We start from the raw sequence: 18,552 nt of genomic DNA on the forward strand, positions 1-18,552 counted from the left end.
ACAACTGTCAGCCTCGCTCTTTTCGGCGAGCATAAAGCCCGCCAAGTCTCGGTTGCATCGTGGGACAGGCGAAGGCCATCCTCGTAACGGGGATGGCAAAGCCGATTTCAAACGGGACTTGTACTGATTGGCGTCGTGGTGCTTCCGGTCGAGACCGTGATGTTAAAGATGGTCGACGTTCCACCACCGCCGCCGGTACCGCCGCCACCAACGGGTGCGCTGCCGCCGCCGGCCTGTGCAATGCCTGCCTCGGCGCCCGTGGCTGCCGAGCCGCCGATGCTGTTGCCGCTGGCTGGCGTGGAGCCGGCGCCGCCAATTGGCGAAGCGGCTGCAGCGGCGGCCGCAGGTGCAGCCGGACCGGCCGCCGTTCCTTCGATGTTTTCGCTAAAGGCGATCAGAAGATCGGAGGGCACGCCTGTGCCCTTGGTCTGCAGCTGGATGGCGGCTGCGAGTATCGTGTTGCCTCTCTGCATCGCCGTGGAATAGGCAAGCGCCAGGCCCTCGCCGACAACTTCGGAGAAATCCTTGTTCGCGATTTTTTGAGCAAGTGCGACGATGGCGGGCAGCTGGCCGGAATCACTCAGAACCAGTGCGGAGAGCTGTTCGGAAAATTGCGCCGCGCTGGTGGAAACCGCGATGACGGGAAAACCGCTCATCACCTTTCCGGTCAGATCCGCAGCGGCGGCGTCAGTGCTGGAGGCGATGGCAATCAGATCAGCAATCGTTCCAGGCGTTGGAGACAGCTTGAACAGTTCCGCGGCGGAAAGCGTAACCATATCTGGATTGGTGCCATGGACGCGACCGAGAAATGCGGCGGTGGTTTCGTCTGCGGCCTTGACGGGCGCAGCAGCAGGAGCACTTTCTGTCATCGGCGTCTGGGCAACGACCGGTGCTGTTTCAACATTCTGGGCATTTTGAGCATTGGCCGATACGGAAAAAGCAACCATGCTGGCCATCAATACTGCACCAGTGAGCGTCGAGCCATTACGAGGGCGGGACATCACAACTCTCCAAATTTTTAAAATACGACTTTAAGTAATTTGATGTCGAACATGGTTATCCAACATCCTAAAATTTCCCTTTAAATCGCACAGCCCAAGCAAACGATCAAGTGTAAAAATGCGCTTCTGGTGGGAACTTCCCCCTATACTTAACGGCCTGCCTGCGGCGTTTATTCCGGGATCAGGTCACGGCGACTTTCCGCCGGGATGTTATCAGCCGATCACGAAGCCAGGCATTTGCCGGCATTTCGATCAGAATATGGAATGCATGAGCTATGGCGATGGTGCCGGCGACAACAACGAAATAGATGAGGTTGTTCCACTCTGGCGGTACGCCGCCGAATACAATCTTGAATCCGCGAAAAATGAAAGGGTGCAGCAAATAAAGCGCGTAAGACGACTCGCCAAGCGTTGCCAGCGGTTGAGCGAAACGGGGCAGCGCGATGTTTCTTGTCAATGTTGCTGCCGTCATCATGAAGATCGCACCGCCGCCGAAAACGATAAGCCGCGCAAAGGAATAACATCCCGGATCGCACTGGAACCCGACCATGCTCAAATCTGTGAGTAGCCAGATTGCCAGACCGCAGAGGGCGACCGCGATTCCCGCCAGGGGCGGCAGACGCACACCTCTCAGGAAAAGTGTCGCAAGCACCATTCCTGCGACGAATTCGAGGATGATCGGCTGGAACCAGAAACTTAGCGGCAGGGCTAGATCGAAATTGGCGCCGATCAGGACGGCGATGAGCAGTGCGCCGGCTGTCGCCATAACGGCGCGTTCCAGCGGCAGGAATATGAATACCGCGAAAACGAGATAAAAAAACATCTCGTAATTCAGGGTCCAGCCGAGATCGATGAGCGGAAACGGATAGGCGTCGCCGTAACCCATGCTGTCGTAAGGAATGAAAAGATAGGAGGTCAGGATCGATTGTAGTGAAGGGAAGGCTTTTGCGCCGAGAATGGCCGCGGCGGCGGCCATGGTGAGCCGCAGGGTCAATACAAACCAGTAAAGAGGAACGATGCGGAGAAGCCGGCGCAGGAGAAATGCCGAACGCCCGCCCGCAGCGGCAAAATAAGGCCGGGAGGCATAAACGATGACGAAGCCGGAAATGACGAAAAACAGGTCGACACCTGCGCCAAGTCTCCAGGTATGGATGGGGAGAAGCGAAAACTCCCAATTCACGCCCGCATGCAGCGCGACAATCATGATTGCCGCCACGGCACGCATCAACTGAACGACATCGAGACGTTGCGTCCCTGCAGCAGGCGCATTCTTAAATTTTTGCGTCATCATCATCATCTGTAAAAAAGAAAAAATATATTTGGTATTATTTTCGTCCGCTCACGCGGACATAAAGTCATTTATCAAAGCAGGCTATCACGCATAAGGTTGGCACGATATATAAAATTTCGCGACTGCGAAATTTCGCCGGCCGACCCTCAGAAAACCTCCAGAACGGTGAGCTGGTCGCTGACGGAAAGCTGGTATTGCCCGCCTTGCTGCGTGATCACCCGCTGGGTCACGGATCCGTCGTCGCTGAAGCGGTGGGCGATGACCTGATTATGAGGCCCGGTTACCGAAAAGGTTGCCAACCGTTCGGCGGGCGGATTTTCGATCCGGGCCGGCCATTGCCATCCCCGGATGCCGAGCCACACGGGTGCAAGCAGCGCGCCGTCGGCTCTTGCCAGCCGCAGCGTCACCCTTTCGGCATCGTTCTGGAGAAAATCGAGGCGCCTTTCCACCGGGACAGTTTGCCGCGCCGCCTTGCAGAGCGACAGAAGAGCGCGCACAGCCTCATAAGCGGGCGTGCGGCTGAGATCATGGCGCAGCAGGCCGAATGATGATTCCGGGTTTGTCTCGTCCTGCGCGAAGCTCGAAACCATTTCATAAATATAGGCCCGGCGGATGCCGTTGAGGAAACACCACAAAAGCGCGCGGGGCATGTAGCGCGCCTTGATTCCCTCGGTAACGGGGAAATGGAAGGTCTTCGGCTGCAATGACGTGTGGTAGCCGATTTCCGTGGCGAGCACCGGGCGGCCGGGCGCGATATGCGCCGAGGCGGCAAGCGACTTGGAAAGTGCCCCCGGCCCGGTCGTTTCGGGATGCTCCATCCCGGCATAGGGGTGAATGTTGCCGTAGTCGCAAACGGCCTGCAGATCCAGCGCCAGCTCCCTGTTCGTCAGGACATAGCTTGGCGCGGCAAGCGGAACGCCGCTGAGGTCGGGTGTCGAGTGGATGATCTCGTGCAGCGCCGTCTGATGCCGTGCCGAAATGCCTGGCGCGTTCGCGGGATCCTTCGTCAGCACCGGTTCATTGCTGCCCTCGAAGAGGGCGATGCCGCCGTCACACCAGTCGTAGAAATCAGCGATCCTGTCGAGCGGCGTGGAAACATAGGGATTGAGGTCATCATAACAGATGATGGTAAGGCGAAGGCCGGCCGCCACGATCTGGCGCAGGCGATGAAAGGCGGGGCTGTTACGGCTGTCTCTTGCGGTGATCAGTCCCTCATCGCGCAGATGGCGCACGCCCAGCGTCTCTAGTTCAGGCAGGATGCGCTCGAAGGCTTCCGGATAGATGCCCGTCGTGCGAGCGAAATGGCCGCACACGCCCACACTGTCGAGAAACGCTTCCGTATCGGCGGAAAAAATGGACGGGGTCTGCGCGAAGGCGGGATAGCGGCCGGTGGCGGCGGCCAATGCGAAAGGTGTTGCCGAGAGCAGGCTGCGCCGTGTCAGGCGGCCCATGGTGATCGGCTGTTTTCCGTTCATCTGCGTCTCCTGATAATCATGGCGACAGTGCAAAGCGAGGCATGGCCGGGAGGGCGCCGATTAAATGCAGGCGTTTCTCACTATACTGCGGCCAGCATGTCCTGAAAGCTTCGCGGCGTTTTCAGACGCCATCAAATCCATGTTTCCAAAAATAATAAAACATAAGGCAGTCACCCTTCCACCCGGTGTAAAGTGCCGCGTTGGTCGGGGTATTTCGTATGTAGATAACGTAGCACGGGGCCGGTTCTTTTCGCAACACGGGATGACTTTTGTCGCGCCGCGAAAAAAATCACTTGAAATGCCGTCAATTCCCGTGCTTTTTGAAAGTGAATTTTTGGTTATTCATATTTTCAAATGTTAGTTCCACTCCGGCTTTTGTAGTTTTTTACAAATGTCTCATTGGCTCCGGGCAATTCGGGAGCGTGGCAAGGCCAGAGCGGAAGTCATAAATTTTCGATTAAGGAAAATAGAGCGTATCCGCATGCGAATTCTCCATTTGAGCAGTCTTTACCCGCCGCATATTGTCGGCGGATGCGAACGGTCGGTCGAGCACCTTGCGGAGGAACTCGTCTCCATGGGGCATACCGTCGGCGCCGCCTGCATTGAACGGCAGGCGGAGCCCAAAACGGTGCGCAACGGCGTCAGCGTTTACCGCATGTTCCACAATAACGATTTCTGGCTTGAGGACTGGCCTCAACATACGCCGCAGCAACGGCGTATGCAGAAGATCAGGCAGCAGTGGAATTTCAACGTCGAGAAGCAGTTTGAAGCCGTTCTTGATGATTTCAGGCCGGATGTTCTCAACACCCATTCGCTGCTGGATGTGACGACGCTGGTCTGGCGGGCGGCGCATAAGCGCGGCATTCCGATCGTCCATACGATTTGCGAATATGATCTGCTGTGCGGCAATGCCGCCATGTTCAAGGGTGGCAAGCCCTGCGAGCATATCCATCTAGGCTGTCAGGTGGTGAATTTCACCAAGAAATTCACGCAGCGTTATATTGGTGCGGTCGCAAGCGTTGGTACGGAAATCCTCAAGACGCACGTCAATCACGGACTTTTCCACCATATTCCGGAAAGCCTGCGCCGTGTCATCTTCTATTCCTGCACGGTTCCGGAGGGCGATCCGGTCGCCCGCCGGCAGATCGAGCGGAGCGGCAAGCCGCTGACCTTCGGTTATATCGGCCGCATCAATACGGAAAAAGGCGTTGGCAACATGGTCGACGCTTTCAGGGAAATCGGCCATGGCAACTGGCGCTGTCTGGTCGCCGGCCAGGCGATGGATGATTCCATCGAGCGCTTCACAAAGCAGGCGGGCGATCTGCCGATCGAATTTATCGGCTGGGCGAAGCCGAAGGAATTTTTCGAAGAGATCGATGTTCTGATCGTTCCCTCTTTCTGGGCCGAACCCTCGCCGCGCACGATTTATGAGGCCTATGCGATGGGCGTTCCCGTCATCGGCGCGGCTTCGGGTGGTATCCCGGAACTCATCGGCGAGACCAATCACGACTGGCTGTTCGAGCCGGGCAATGCCGCTGACCTTGCCGCGCGCATTCGCCGGGTGCTGACGCTTTCGCGCGAGCAATTGCCGACGGAGGCCGATTTCGGAAACATCGTCGAGGAATCCACCTCACGGCGGGTCGGCGAAAATTATGTGAAACTCTATGAAGACGTGCTGGCGAAATACGGCAAAAATCGAACCTTACGTGCATCGTAGGCCCTCAGTGCAGCTCATGTGGCACTGTTTTCTAAGGAAAAGCAGATGGAAACACGGAGTACTGAGATGTCGAGATTCATAATGCTTGATTTTTACCGGTTTATCGCTGCAATCGGCGTAGTTTTATTTCACGTCAATATTATAGATATTCGCGCAAAATCTATAATAGATGTAGGAAGTTTCGGTATATTTGTTGATTTCTTTTTTATGTTGTCCGGATTTGTACTTTTTCATAATTATAAAGATTTAAAACTGGGAATCGCAAATTACTATACGTTCTTGGTTCGCAGGGTGGCACGTATCTATCCACTCCATATCGCAACCATGGTGGTTATGATTTTGATGCCCGTCATGCTGTCGTTTCAAAGCGCTGTAGAATATCGGGAAATCATAGTGAACATCTTTCTCGTTCAGGCTTGGGGGCTGGAAGATAAGTTAACCCTCAATAATCCATCCTGGTCTATCAGCGCTGAGTTTTTCTGCTACCTGCTTTTTCCGTTCATTGTGGTGCTGATCCGGAACGTCAAGATTTACGTCTCGGCTCCGCTCGTACTTATCGTTTTTTATATGTTTTCACGTCCGTGGCTTCCAATTTGGGAGCAGTCGGGTGGCATGTACGGCGCCAACTATGACTTCGGCATGCTGCGAGCTCTCCCAAGCTTTCTGCTAGGGTGCCTCACCTATAAAATCTATCAGCAGGTGAGAATCTTAAATTCTCTATTTCTATATCTTGGGCTTTCCACATTTTTTCTTGCGGCTTGGTGGATGTTCCGGCTTTCCAATCCAAATTATATCATGGTGCTTCTGGCATTTTCGATGCTCTCCACGGCTCTGGGAGAGCGAAGCATTTCCTACTCTAGGAGAACTGCGTCTGTTTTGTCGAAAGCTGGTGATTGCTCCTATGCAATCTACATGATTCACGCGATTCTATTCGTCACTCTATTCAGAGCTTTGTGGCAGGCGCTTGGTGAACCTATTGAATTTTTACTGCCCTATTTGAGCCTGGCAACTATTTTTCTGATATTCATGAGCCACCTTGTTTTCAAATGGTTTGAGAAGCCTGCACGCAATTTCATTAACTCCAGTTTAGCGCCACAGCCAGCTTTGCGGATGGCCAATTGATGTCGGCTTCAAATTCTATTGGCAGCGCCGCCGTTACCGGCGTTTTCTGGTCCATCGTCCAGAACTGGGGTGGAAAGCTATTTACTTCTATCCTCTTCATAGTCCTTGCCCGTTTCCTTAGCCCAACCGACTACGGAATGGTCGCCGCTGCGGGGCTGGTTCTGATGCTGATCCAGATGCTGTCAGAGTTCGGATTTGCTGATGCGATTGTGCAGAAACGCAATCTGGAGCCTAGCGATGTCAATCTGCCATTTTATGTGTCGGTCGCGGTTGCGACGGTGTTGGCTATCGCTGTCTGTGTGTTTTCACCTGAACTGGAAAGCTGGTTCGAGGTGGAGGGGCTGGCGCCGATCATTGTGGCGATCTGTATATTGCTCCCGTTGAACACCGCTTCGCTTTTTCAGGAAGTGAATTATCGGCGCGCACTCGCTTTCAAGCCACTGGCGATCAGGACGTTCATTTCCAATATCATCGGCGGCGTTGTGGCGATTGTTTTCGCCGTTACAGGCCTCGGCGTCTGGAGCCTTGTCGTTCAGGTGTATGTTGCAACCGTCGTCAATCTTGTCTGGCTGTGGCGCAAGCCGCACTGGCTTCCCGGGATCACACTTAAGCCCGACACTTTTGTCGAATTGCTTCGCTTCGGTTCGTCAGCGCTGGGCTTGCGCATCGTGGAATTCGGATCGACGCGGCTGATCGACTTCATCATTCTGGGACATTACGGCGTGGCTGTCTTTGGGCTCTACACTGTCGGTAGCCGTCTTTATCAGCTTCTGATGCAACTGCTTCAGTCGGCGCTTTATGACGTCTCATTGACTGTACTGTCGCGCATATCGCAAGAGCGAGAGCGCATGGCGGAACTCTACAAACAATCAATCACTATATCGGCGATTTTTTCAACGCCGATCTTCGTACTCTCGGCTGCACTGGCACCAGAGATTTGCAGCGTATTGTTTGGTGCGCAATGGCAAGGCGCTGATGCGGTGGCACGACCGCTGCTTCTTTTGGGGGCTTTGCAATGCGTCCAGTTTCAAAACGGCCCCTTTCTTTCCGCGCGCGGCCGACCTGACAAGGTATTGATCGCTGGAAGCGTGAAGGCCATTTCTACGATCCTGTTGATTCTGCTTGTTCCGACAGAGAACATTACTGAAATCGTTATTGTTTATGCCTTCGGTCAGCTGGCCTCCACGCCCTTCACATTCTTCTACGTTGCACGCGAACTCGATGTTCGGCTGTCCAGAATATTTCTTCTGCTTTTGCCGAGCTTCACTTCATGCGGCTTCTGTTTTGTCCTGGTTCAATGGCTGCGACCAGAAATTAAAATGCTGGGAACCAGCGATTTCATATCCGGCATTCTGCTCGGGCTCATATTTAGCGTCATGTACATTTTACTCGTGATTGTGACCGGGAGGAGCGGGGTTCGGTCCACCATCGCGCTCGTCACAAGCAAAATTGCTTCTCGAAAGGAACGCAATGCGTAAGTTAGCAAAAAAAATCCTTCCCGCACCTCTGCGCCAACGCTTGGTAAAATATATTGAGCGGCGGAACAGAGATGCCGCACTTCGGCATCTTTTTGATAGTCTGCAAGAACAGAAGCGAGTGATTGAACCTGTCGCGGGGGACGGCCGGTTGAACCGAATTTTGATCGTGGCCTGTGATCCCATAACCATTTTTGGCTCGCTGGGCGATGACGCGATGATTACTGCGGCGGTGCAACATGCGCGCGCAAAAAATCCGGACGTTGAAGTTGATGTTCTCGTCGAAGGGCAGGGATTCAATAATTCACTACATCAGAGGGGCTTCGTCCCTGTGGATATTTTTGGAAAGCCCAACTTTATCAAAGAATTGGCCGAGAAATTCCTGGCCCGGAAGCACGACTGCGTCGTCGTCGTCGGTGCGGATGTCATGGATGGATATTACCATCCGCTGGTCAGCGCAAAACTTTTGGCAAGCCTAGACTTGGCCGCCGCCGCCGGTATCAAAAGTTTCATCCTGGGGTTCAGTTTCAACGAGGCGCCACATCCTGCTCTCGCCGGGTTCTATCGTGCTCTCCATCCACGAGTTTCGCTGAACGTGCGCGATGCCGTTTCTCTTGAAAGACTAAAGAATTTTGCGCCGGTTCAAGCGGCGCTGGTCGCCGATTCTGCGTTTAGTCTCACCTCGGAGGATCCTGATGAGGATACCAACGCCTGGATCGCGCAAAAGAGGGCGCAAGGATACAGGGTGATGGGTTTCAACCTGCATCCTTTACTCTTTAAAAATGCAGACCAAGCACAGATCGAGACGATTATCATCCGTGGCGCCGAGGCTCTTCAATTTGCTATCGATACAAGGCCGGTATGCTGGCTACTCATACCCCATGATTACCGGGAAAAAGTTGGCGACGAGGCTTGCCTCAGAGCTATGGCCGAGCGTATGCCTGCGTCTAAGGCAGACATGGTCCGTTATCTAGACGGAAAATGGTCTGCTGCTGTGTTGAAAGGAGTAACGGGGCAGCTTGATGGCGTCGTCAGCGGACGTATGCATCTTGCAATTGCAGCGCTCGGCAAAGGCGTCCCGGCGACATGCATCGCCTATCAGGGAAAGTTTGAAGGTCTGTATCGACATTTTGGTCTGTCTACAGCCAATCTGCTTTCTCCGTCCGCGTTCTATACGGACGATGGAATCAAGAATGCTCTCATAGACTTCATTGATCAATCTGAGGAAATTCGCGAAAATGTAGGAAAAAAGTTGCCTGAAATTCTGGAGCTGTCAGGGAGGAATTTTCAGGTATTCGAAACCTTTTCACACAATCGTGAGTGATCTTTATGAGGTTCGTTTTCGTTTCGGCTTTTCCGGCCGTTCCCGCCAACGAGGGTAATCGCAGCAGGATATTGCAATTGACACGGGCTGTCCGCAGTCTCGGCAACGAAGTGCATTTTGCCTATGTCAATACGCCTATGGCAACCGATTTTGATCTTACGGCTCATGAGGCCGAATTCGGTTCCGGACGCGTGCATTTTATTTCCCGGGAACGGGGCGGCTTTAAACTACGGCTCATTCGGGATTTCGGTCTCGAACTTGGATTTACTGCGTTTCGGACCATTCGCAAGCTTTACAGGCTTATTGGCCATGAAAGCGGTTTCTACAATTACCTAGACGAATTTTATTATCCAGAAATAGGCTGGCAGGTCCGCGATATTCAGCGTCGGCTGGGAGTTGATGCGGTTATCGCAGAATATGCTTTTCATTCGAGAGCTTTTCTGGGCCTTCCGAACAGCGTGCTTCGTATTCTCGATACTCACGATTCCTTCGCAGACCGCCATAAGGCGTTCATAAAAACTGCCAATAAATATGGCTATTGGTTCTCAGTTCCGCCGAATGTGGAATGTAAGGCGTTCCGTCGCGCGGATGTGGTCGTCGCCATACAGGAAGAAGAGGAGCGCGTGTTCCGCCAACAGCTGGGCAAAGAGCCGCCCGTTGTCGCAACCGTCAGTCATATTCTTGATCTTGACCGGAGAGTGGAAGATTTCGCATCGAGTGACTTTTTGTTTCTCGGTTCAGGAAATGATGCCAACATCATTTCCCTGAAAGGGTTCCTTAAGAACGTTCTGCCTCTGATCAGGGCCAACAGGCCGGATATCCGCTTGGTTCTCGCGGGCAGCATATGCGACAAGATTGAGGACACGGAGGGTGTTCTCAAGCTGGGCCGGGTGGATAATTTGAAGGACGCGTTTACCCGCGCGCCCCTCTCGATCAATCCCATCACGCTTGGTACAGGCATCAATATAAAGTTGCTCGATGCTCTGGCCGCTGGTGTGCCGACTATCAGCAGTCAAACTGGCGTCAGGGGGATGCCGGAGCAGTACCGCAGCAGCGTCATTGTGGTCGAGGACGGTGACCATAAGGCTTTCGCCCATGCTATCCTGCGCCTTACCTCCAGTCAGCATGAGCGGGAGGAACTGGGAAGCAGGGCATTCGACGACGCAATCGAATGGAACCGCCAGCAGATGACGGCCCTTAAGGGCATTCTGAACGGCAAATAATCGAGATGGCAGGTTGATTGCACGAGCGGCACTCTCGTAAAGAACGATTTAATAATCGCGCTCTCGAGTCGTGGCCGGGTGGTGCGGATGCGGATTTCGGCCGTCAGACAACCAATTGCGGGCCAACATCTGAAAGCTTCAGGATCGTTAGCCTGCCCGTTGTAAAGGCACCGGTGTCGATACCGATCCGCTGCGGGCCCGTCTGTGGTTCCGGGACCGGCGTGTGGCCATGAATGACAAGCAGGTCCAGCCCGGCTCCCTGCGACAGGAACGGTTCCCTGATCCACAACATGTCCTCATCGGTCTGTGCATCCAGTTGTAGTCCCGGCCGGAAGCCGGCATGCACGAAAATATAGGGTCCGATGCGGGCATAGACCGGCAGGCTGGATAAAAGCTGGCGATGGGTGTGCGGGATCGCACCGATCAATGCGTCCCTGAAAGGCTGAAGCCGCAAACGGCCCTTGTGCATGAAATAATCGATATCGACGCCATAGGATAAAAGCGTCTGGCGGCCGCCGAAATCCAGCCAGTGCATGTTGTCCTGCGGATTTTCCAGAAAGTCGCTGAACAGCTGCTCGTGATTGCCGCAGAGCGCGATACGGCGCAGTGGCGCCGGCGGCGGCTGGAGAAGATGGTCGATGACACCGCAGGAATCCTGTCCGCGATCAACATAGTCGCCAACCAGAACGACCAGGGCGGGGGCGGGGTCCGGGCCCAGATCAGCAAGGATTTTCCGTTCCGCCTGTAAAAGCAGGTCGAGGCAACCGTGCACGTCACCAATGGCATAGATTGGAAAGGAGGCGGGCTTGTCGCCAAGGTCTAACCGGCGGCGCCTCCGGTCGTCGCGGGGGGCTGGCTGTTTACGACCGCGAATCCAGTTGAGCACCTTGGGCATAGCTGCCGATACTGTCTCTCCGGTACAAGGTCAAGAGCGTTGACCGTGGCGGTGACACAGCCTCCTCGGGCCGGGCCCTCTGGATGCCATGATCTCCGCAAAGGCTGTGTTGAAGGGCCGCGTCGGCGGCGTTCTTTCCAGTCAAGGACGCTTCGATATGAGCGGACAGGATACCCTCTTTCACATTCGAAAGATATGACACCTTAAATCATCGGTCGAGCACGCGTCCGGTCTCGCGAAAAGACGGGACACGCGGATATTGTCAGAGACGTTCTAGAGCTTCAGCCAGACGCGTGGGTTTTCGTGCGACTGGATCTTGATCCATTTCAGATCCACTGCTTTCCACGGCTTGACGACGTTGGTGCGGTTGTCCAGCACCAGATCACCCTGGGTCGTGCTGACGACGAGAACCGCATGGCCGACACCGCCCGGTGTGCGGGCTGTGGCGATGCGAAGCGCACCCGATGGCCACCCGGCCCGCAGCAGGCGTTGCCGCTTGGTCACGGCGTAGTCGTCGCAGTCACCGCTTGCCGGATTAAGCTTCCACTCATCTTGCCCCTCCAGTTCGCCGACATAGACGATCGCCGTGTTGATCTCGGAATTGATGCGCTGCAGTTCCGTACGCTTCTGTTTCGTCAGCTCGATCGTGTCACGATCGCCAATGCGGACGCACTGGTCGGCGGCATTGTCGCAGAATTTTGCGAAGGCGATGGGGGCGATGGTCGGACGGCTCGTTGACATGAACTGGCCGGGCCGCGTTGTGACCGGGTTTTTGGCGAGACCACCAAGCTGAACGGCCGAAGCCGTCGTCGCGATGCTTGCCGCCATGCCGACGGCAACTGCCAAAGTCTTTACCAGACGGCCTGTTTTCTTCGCCATGTCTCTGCCCCTGCACAGTTGTTTTATCTGTGCCTGAACATACCGGCCCTTTCTTGCAGGCCTTTTAAGTCGATAGATTGCTTTTTAGTGAAATCGAATTTTGTTGCCGGTGGATGAAATCGACCGGAAAATCGGCGCAGCGGCGTTCAGTTGCAGTGGGTTCTGCCCTTGGTGTCTATAAGGCATGTTTGTTGCGGCACGGGGCTTCCATAGTCGCGCCGCATGTCTGATGAAGAGCGGCGGTTTGCCGGCGGCCGGTCATAGTTGCGTTCGATTTCAAAATTGCGCCCGCCGATCGTACCCTGCGCACCACCGCGACCATCCGGCGTGACTTCGAAATTCTGATATTGCTGCGCTTGGGCCAATGCGGCCAGACTTATCGTAAGGACAAACAGGCCTGTTACCAGTCCCGCCCGCAACGCTGCCGATGGATGATGCCTGCGCGAAACCATGCGCTCTCCTCCTGCTGATGGGGCGACAGATAGGTGTCCGATCGGGATGTGCGCGCCACTTTCTCGGTCGCGATGATCATATCACCAATGGCGTGAGAAGCGTGAGGCCGATTTTGTGATCGAGAGCGGCGAATCACTGTTCAGGCTGCTGTCAGGCGGCGACCCGTCGGGCTGCTGCCGTCCGGTCGTCAGGAACATAAAAGAGCCTTTTTCCCGCTGAAAAATTAAGCTCTTCTCCGCTGCATTTATAGGCTTCACAATCCTGTAACAACGGACCTAATATACAAGTGCAGATGCCGAATCGCTCAGGAGAAGCCCTTGACGATTGCAGTTTCACCACAGGCCCTGCCGGCGCTCGTTCTGAACGCAGACTATAGGCCATTGAGTTATTATCCCTTGTCGTTGTGGTCCTGGCAGGACGCGATCAAGGCTGTCTTTCTAGACCGTGTGAACATCATTGCAGAATATGATCACGCGGTGTCATCCCCCAGCTTTTCCATGCGGCTGCCGAGCGTCGTCAGCCTCAAGACCTATGTGCAGCCCACCCGCAATCCCGCCTTTACACGCTTCAACGTTTTCCTTCGGGACAAGTTTGAATGCCAGTATTGCGGCACGCGGGACGAATTGACCTTCGACCATGTTATTCCCCGCGCGCATGGCGGCGAAACCACGTGGCACAATGTCGTGGCGGCGTGCTCTCCCTGCAACCTTAAAAAGGGCAGCAAGCTTCCCAAACAGGCGGGCATGTTCCCGGCGCAGAAGCCATTCCAGCCGACGGTTCAGGATTTGCACAATAATGGGCGGTTGTTCCCGCCCAACTATCTGCACGAAAGCTGGATGGACTATCTTTACTGGGATACCGAGCTGCAGCCCTGATCCTCAGGACTGCAACGCGGCTTTTCCGTTTACCGGCTTTTCCGGCTCGCGCCAAAAAAGGCGATGGCCGCAAGTGCAATGCTTGCGATGACGTTCCAGCCCGCGAAAGAAAGGCCAAGCACCCGAAGTGCCGCATCATTGCAGGAAGGCGCCTTGATGGCGTTCAGATCACCCAGCAGATCGCCGGCGTTGGTGGTGATGGACGGCGCGCCGGTGGCGCAGGTGATCGGGCCTTCCCAGAAACCCCATTCCACACCGGCATGATAAACACCAAGCCCGGCGCCGATCAGCATCGCCACGCCGATGAGGGCGAGAAGCAGCCGCGTGATCTGAACCGGCAGTTTGAAGACGCTGGTCGCAACGGCCAATATGCCCAGCGGAATGGCGTAATAATAGGGATCGCGCTGCAACAGGCACAGGGCGCAGGGCGTGTAACCGCCAATATGCTGGAAACCGAGGGCGGAGCCGACGGTGAAGATCATTCCCGCCGTGACGCCGAGAGCGGCGAGCGTACGGCTGTTGTCGGCGGTGGTCGCATTGGCCATGATGTTTTCCTCAAACTTCGCGAAGAAGCAGATATTCCCGGACGGGCTTTCAAAAAGGCGGGCGTGATGGCGAAATTAAGTCGCCGATCAACGGTGTGTCACAGGATTCGTCTAATCCAGTCCGTTACTTCTGGCAAATGAAAGCCCGGTAATAAACGGGGGGTGGATGAGCAAAGTTTCGTGATTTTACGGCGGCGATGACACAGTCGAACGGCGGTTTGTTTCTCTGTATCGTATAGATGCTTCACTAGAAGGGATTTTTGGGGAAAACTCCCGGTTGAAATCCTTTTGTACTTACCGAATATCACAAATCCAGCAAGATGGCTGAGGTTCATTGGAGCGAAGCCGCATGCCGAAGAACATCCTTATACTTTCAGATGGTACAGGTCAGGCCGGCGGGCTACTTCCCGATGAGCGCCGCAGTAACGTCTACAAATTATTTCGTGCAACCCGGTGCGGTCCAGACTCGGCGGTGAACCCCGATGATCAAATCGCTTTTTACGATGCCGGGTTGGGTTCGGCTTCAGATGCCGACGATATCAAGATCGGTGCCTTCCGGAAGATCTATAACGTTCTCTCACAGGCGACAGGACTTGGAATAACCAAGAATATCGTGGACTGTTACACTTTTGTTCTCCAGTCTTGGGAGCCAGGTGACCGGATTTTCCTGTTCGGCTTCAGCCGTGGCGCCTATACCGCGCGATGCCTGGGTGGCGTATTGGGTTGGTGCGGTGTGCCGACAAGGATGGATGACGGCGTTACTGCCTTTTACCGGGACCCGAAAACGGCTCGCAAGGTTGCAAACGAAGCGGTGAAAACGGTTTATCAGCATGGCGCCGGTAAAGGCAGCAAGCTGCTTGACGCCCAGCGGAAAGAATTGGCCGCCCGCTTTCGCGAAAAATATCGCTCCTCTGATGAAACCGACCGGGCCAATACGGTGCCTTACTTCGTCGGAGTATGGGACACCGTGGGCGCATTGGGGGTCAATGCCGTCCAGCAAATACTCATCCTCCTCGCGGTCACCCTGGGAGTTGCCGGGCTGGCCACGACCGTCTGGGCGATGATGCCGTGGCAGATTGCATTAAACGCATGGCTTTTTGCCAGCGTGGGTGTGGCGGTGACATTCATGGTGGCGTGGTATCTGGCGACCCATTTGAAGTGGGCTACAGGGCTGAGCGACCCATGGTGGAAAACCATTCATCTGACGGGCTGGCGTATGAAATTCTACGACACGGTTCTCAATCCGCGCGTCGAATATGCCAAACACGCCCTCTCCATAGATGAGAATAGAGCGAAGTTTGCTCGCGTGCCATGGACTGATGAATCGACCGACTCGGCAAACAAGGAAGACGGTTGGTTCGAGCAGGTCTGGTTTGCGGGTGTGCACTCGGACATTGGTGGGAGCTATCTGGAAACGGAATCCCGTCTCTCAGACATCGCGCTGGCGTGGATGGTAAACAGAGCGACGAACGTTACACATCCCATCGTCGTCGACGACAAATGGCTGCATTTATATCCCTCCAGCGCAGGCGTTCAGCACGACGAAATCAAGTCGGGCTGGCTACCGTGGAAATCATGCGTTCGCAAAATTCCTGTCGACGCGCCAATACATCCAAGCGTCGTTGATCGTTTCAAGTTGGCTGGTGTGGTCCATTACGATGAAACGAAGGCGTATCGGCCAGAAGGACTACGCGGCCACGATGCGGTGAAATCCTATTATGACGGGGGAGCAGCCCCTGATCCCGAGGCAGGTTCGGCTATAGCAAGGATGTAGTTGGATGCGACGGCCTGTCGACAGGCTGAAACGAAAATTTTCGTTTGCCAGCATCCGTTCTTGACGGTTACTTCGGGAATGATTGTTCCGGGCTGGTACGCCGAACAAAACCAGCAAAATCAATGCTATTTTCAGGAAATGGTACCCCAAGCCGGGATCGAACCAGCACTCCTTGCGGAACCGCATTTTGAGTGCGGCGCGTCTACCAATTCCGCCATTGGGGCAACGGTGGTAATGCCACGGCGTCTATCACGGCCAAGGCCATGCGTGCAACCCCAAAGCTGATTTATCCTTCTTATTTGCGCGTGTTTGTGGCGGCTATTGCCTGTCTGTTCTGGCCCGGTAATGAAGGGAAGGGAAGGTTCGTGGGTCCCGTATCGATACACCTGCGGTTGCAGCATTAACGTAATATTAGATACCTCTAACAAATTAGAATATACGCAATTACTAATTGAATTATGATGCCAGCGTGGAGTTTCCACGCGGGGCGGGAATAGCCAGAACTCATAGGGAGGAAATTATGAGGGCGCTTTCTCGCAATTTATTACTGTCTGCCTGCCTTATCTTGCCCGTCAACGCACATGCGCTGGATATCGGGATCGGCGGCGAAAACGGGGTGAATGCCAGTGTCGGCGACAATGGCAGCGGTGGGCTCGGTGTCGATGCCTCGGTTGGCGGCAGCAATGGCGTCAATGCCAGTGCCGACGTTGGCGGTAGAAGCGGCGGCGGTTTGGGCGCGGATGTCAATGCGTCTGTCGGCGGTAGCAACGGGGTCAATGCGGATGTCAACGCATCCGTCGGCGGGTCCAGCGGCGTCAGCGCCGGTGTGGACGCTTCGGTTGGTGGCTCCAACGGTATCAATGCCAATGTCGGGGCCAATGTCGGCGGATCGAGTGGTCTTGGACTTGGGGTCGGTGTCGGTATTGGGGGTTCGGGTTCCACCGGCACTCCGGGGAATCCCGGAAATCCTGGAAGCCCGGGCAACCCGTCCAATCCCGGCAACCCGGGCAAGATGTCACCCGGCGCGATGCGCAATGCCATTCAGGCCTATAACGACATGTCGCGAACCGATCAGATCAGGCTCGCCCGCCGTTGTGCCGATATTCTGGGCGGCGGATATGATGCGGCGCTGACGCAATTGTGCAAGATGATCAGAACGGCGTCACGCTGACGCAGGTCTTGCCACGACAATAGTCCGAAGGACGCCCCGGCGTCCTTCGCGATTAATTGCCCTTACGTCCGAAGGACAGGATTTTCTGGCGCAGGCTGCGGGCGAGATTGCGGGTGTTGCGGTACATATCCACCTGCGTGGAAACCTGCCGCACATCCCGGTCGCTGTTATGCGTCAGCCCGACAACCAATGTGCCCATTTCCTGCCGTTCCTGCCAGAAACGGCTCATGATCGGATGATCAGGCACCGCACAGCTGTCGCTGCGCAGAATATTGGCATCGTCCAGATGCCAGTCAGTCAGTTTCTGCACCAGCAATTTGCCGGGCGAAAACTGCGCATAATTCTCGTCAAAGGCTGTCTTCCACGTATAGGCCTCGCCGGCCGTCATGAAGACGATCATCGATGCGATCGCCGCGCCGTTGAGATCGATGGTGTGGATACGCACGGCATCGGCTTCGGCCAGGTTGGTGATCGCTTCGCGGGCGAAGGCGGCGCGGTAACGGTCATTCACCAGCGCGGTGCGTTTGCGGCCTTTCCAGCCGCTTGCCTCCAGCGCCAGGAATTCCTCCATACGATAACGTATGTCCTTCGGCTGGCGGGTCACGGTGTAGGAGATGGCTCCAAGTTTTTCGAGCTGACGCCATTGGCGGCGCATTTCCCGCAGATGGTGCGGCGCAAGCGAACTGCGCAGATAGGCCTCGCCATCCAGAAGGCTTTCCAGCATCGGCCGCTGGTAATTGCCCGTCGTCGTCACCGGCAGGTTGCGGCTGAGCGCGATTGCCCTGAACATGCGGGCGAATGGGCCTTCAAGCCGCACATCCGGCAGCACGAGCACATTGGGCAGCCGCATTTCCCGGTCGGAAAGCGCGTCGAAAAGATTGTCGAGCGTTTCCGCAGCCCCCTCGGTATCGACCAGCGGCGTGCCGAGCGGACCGAATGGATTGGCCCAGACGCGCAGAATGGAAGGTCCGATGGAAAAGCCCGGCTTTTCAACAGTAAAGGGCATTAGAAAGCGCATGCGGCTTCGGGCGCCGTTCTCGTCGCGAATGAGGGCGAAGCGCACGGACTTGTCTTCGATACGCGGCATGGCCGGTGCCAGAAGGCGGCCGGTGAAGAAGACATTCGCCTCCATGACACGGTTGGACAGGAAGTCGAGTTCTTCCTGCATGTCGTAACCGAGCTGGCCCGGATAGATGCAGAATTCACGGCCGTCGCGTCCCACGCGCCGGCTGCTGTCTGCCACGGGACGGTCACGCTCCGCCGACGCCATCAGCGCCGCGATGCGCGGATCCTGAAAATCCGGATTTTTTGGATCGCTGGACATGCTTATCG

Annotated in this window: 16 protein-coding genes and 1 tRNA gene; 8 read left to right on the forward strand and 9 right to left on the reverse strand. The window is 55.4% G+C overall.

Annotated features, from left to right (window positions below; genetic code table 11):
- Positions 1-107: 107 nt before the first annotated feature.
- From M0412_RS14730 to M0412_RS14740, 3 genes are all read right to left on the reverse strand, one after another.
- Entirely contained in the window at positions 108-1,001 is an 894-nt protein-coding gene (locus tag M0412_RS14730; protein WP_269699124.1) for a hypothetical protein, read from the reverse strand.
- Positions 1,002-1,182: 181 nt separating this feature from the next.
- A complete protein-coding gene (locus M0412_RS14735) occupies positions 1,183-2,295 on the reverse strand; it encodes an acyltransferase (RefSeq protein WP_269699125.1) in 1,113 nt (370 codons plus the stop codon).
- Between the two features lie 143 nt (positions 2,296-2,438).
- The gene (locus tag M0412_RS14740; RefSeq protein ID WP_269699126.1) at positions 2,439-3,767 is read right to left on the reverse strand and encodes a hypothetical protein; all 1,329 of its coding nucleotides are present in this window, start codon (positions 3,765-3,767) and stop codon (positions 2,439-2,441) included.
- A 481-nt stretch (positions 3,768-4,248) separates the two neighbouring features.
- On the opposite strand from M0412_RS14740, the gene M0412_RS14745 reads away from it, so the two are divergent.
- The 5 genes from M0412_RS14745 (at position 4,249) to M0412_RS14765 (ending at position 10,628) form a co-directional block, all read left to right on the forward strand.
- The gene (locus M0412_RS14745; RefSeq protein WP_142841444.1) at positions 4,249-5,484 is read left to right on the forward strand and encodes a glycosyltransferase family 4 protein; all 1,236 of its coding nucleotides are present in this window, start codon (positions 4,249-4,251) and stop codon (positions 5,482-5,484) included.
- Positions 5,485-5,565: 81 nt separating this feature from the next.
- Positions 5,566-6,606, forward strand: a complete 1,041-nt coding sequence (locus M0412_RS14750) for an acyltransferase (protein ID WP_161991338.1) — start codon at positions 5,566-5,568, stop codon at positions 6,604-6,606.
- Positions 6,606-8,084: a lipopolysaccharide biosynthesis protein gene (locus M0412_RS14755; RefSeq protein ID WP_269699127.1), complete on the forward strand. Its 1,479-nt coding sequence runs from the start codon at positions 6,606-6,608 to the stop codon at positions 8,082-8,084. Before M0412_RS14750 ends, M0412_RS14755 begins: the two co-directional genes overlap by 1 nt.
- Complete coding sequence (locus tag M0412_RS14760; RefSeq protein ID WP_269699128.1) at positions 8,077-9,405, forward strand: polysaccharide pyruvyl transferase family protein; 1,329 nt, start codon at positions 8,077-8,079, stop codon at positions 9,403-9,405. The genes M0412_RS14755 and M0412_RS14760 overlap by 8 nt, the downstream gene beginning before the upstream one ends.
- A gap of 5 nt (positions 9,406-9,410) precedes the next feature.
- On the forward strand, positions 9,411-10,628 hold the full coding sequence (locus M0412_RS14765) for a glycosyltransferase (RefSeq protein ID WP_269699129.1): 1,218 nt from the start codon (positions 9,411-9,413) through the stop codon (positions 10,626-10,628).
- Between the two features lie 103 nt (positions 10,629-10,731).
- On the opposite strand, the gene M0412_RS14770 is transcribed toward M0412_RS14765, so the two are convergent.
- From M0412_RS14770 to M0412_RS14780, 3 genes are all read right to left on the reverse strand, one after another.
- Positions 10,732-11,523, reverse strand: a complete 792-nt coding sequence (locus tag M0412_RS14770; protein ID WP_269699131.1) for a metallophosphoesterase family protein — start codon at positions 11,521-11,523, stop codon at positions 10,732-10,734.
- A 273-nt stretch (positions 11,524-11,796) separates the two neighbouring features.
- Positions 11,797-12,402, reverse strand: a complete 606-nt coding sequence (locus M0412_RS14775) for a transglutaminase-like cysteine peptidase (protein ID WP_269699132.1) — start codon at positions 12,400-12,402, stop codon at positions 11,797-11,799.
- Positions 12,403-12,548: 146 nt separating this feature from the next.
- Positions 12,549-12,854, reverse strand: coding sequence for a hypothetical protein (locus M0412_RS14780; RefSeq protein WP_269699133.1), 306 nt, complete (start codon positions 12,852-12,854; stop codon positions 12,549-12,551).
- A gap of 318 nt (positions 12,855-13,172) precedes the next feature.
- Between M0412_RS14780 and M0412_RS14785 the strand changes: the two genes are divergently transcribed.
- Complete coding sequence (locus tag M0412_RS14785) at positions 13,173-13,730, forward strand: HNH endonuclease (protein ID WP_003585610.1); 558 nt, start codon at positions 13,173-13,175, stop codon at positions 13,728-13,730.
- A gap of 29 nt (positions 13,731-13,759) precedes the next feature.
- Here the strand turns inward: M0412_RS14785 and M0412_RS14790 are convergent, their stop codons facing one another.
- Positions 13,760-14,275 (reverse strand): disulfide bond formation protein B, encoded by a 516-nt coding sequence (locus M0412_RS14790; RefSeq protein ID WP_142841436.1) that lies wholly within the window; start codon positions 14,273-14,275, stop codon positions 13,760-13,762.
- Between the two features lie 349 nt (positions 14,276-14,624).
- Between M0412_RS14790 and M0412_RS14795 the strand changes: the two genes are divergently transcribed.
- Positions 14,625-16,049, forward strand: coding sequence for a DUF2235 domain-containing protein (locus M0412_RS14795; RefSeq protein WP_269699134.1), 1,425 nt, complete (start codon positions 14,625-14,627; stop codon positions 16,047-16,049).
- A gap of 139 nt (positions 16,050-16,188) precedes the next feature.
- On the opposite strand, the gene M0412_RS14800 is transcribed toward M0412_RS14795, so the two are convergent.
- A tRNA-Leu gene (locus tag M0412_RS14800) sits at positions 16,189-16,273 on the reverse strand.
- A gap of 296 nt (positions 16,274-16,569) precedes the next feature.
- Here M0412_RS14800 and uppQ point away from each other — a divergent pair.
- On the forward strand, positions 16,570-17,220 hold the full coding sequence (uppQ, locus tag M0412_RS14805) for a polysaccharide biosynthesis GNAT family N-acetyltransferase UppQ (protein ID WP_269699135.1): 651 nt from the start codon (positions 16,570-16,572) through the stop codon (positions 17,218-17,220).
- 52 nt (positions 17,221-17,272) lie between these two features.
- Here uppQ and M0412_RS14810 read toward each other — a convergent pair whose 3' ends face one another.
- Entirely contained in the window at positions 17,273-18,544 is a 1,272-nt protein-coding gene (locus M0412_RS14810) for a GNAT family N-acetyltransferase (protein WP_142841433.1), read from the reverse strand.
- Positions 18,545-18,552: the final 8 nt, after the last annotated feature.

Origin of the sequence: Agrobacterium sp. O3.4 (assembly GCF_041414895.1) — a bacterium.
GTDB lineage: Bacteria > Pseudomonadota > Alphaproteobacteria > Rhizobiales > Rhizobiaceae > Agrobacterium > Agrobacterium cucumeris.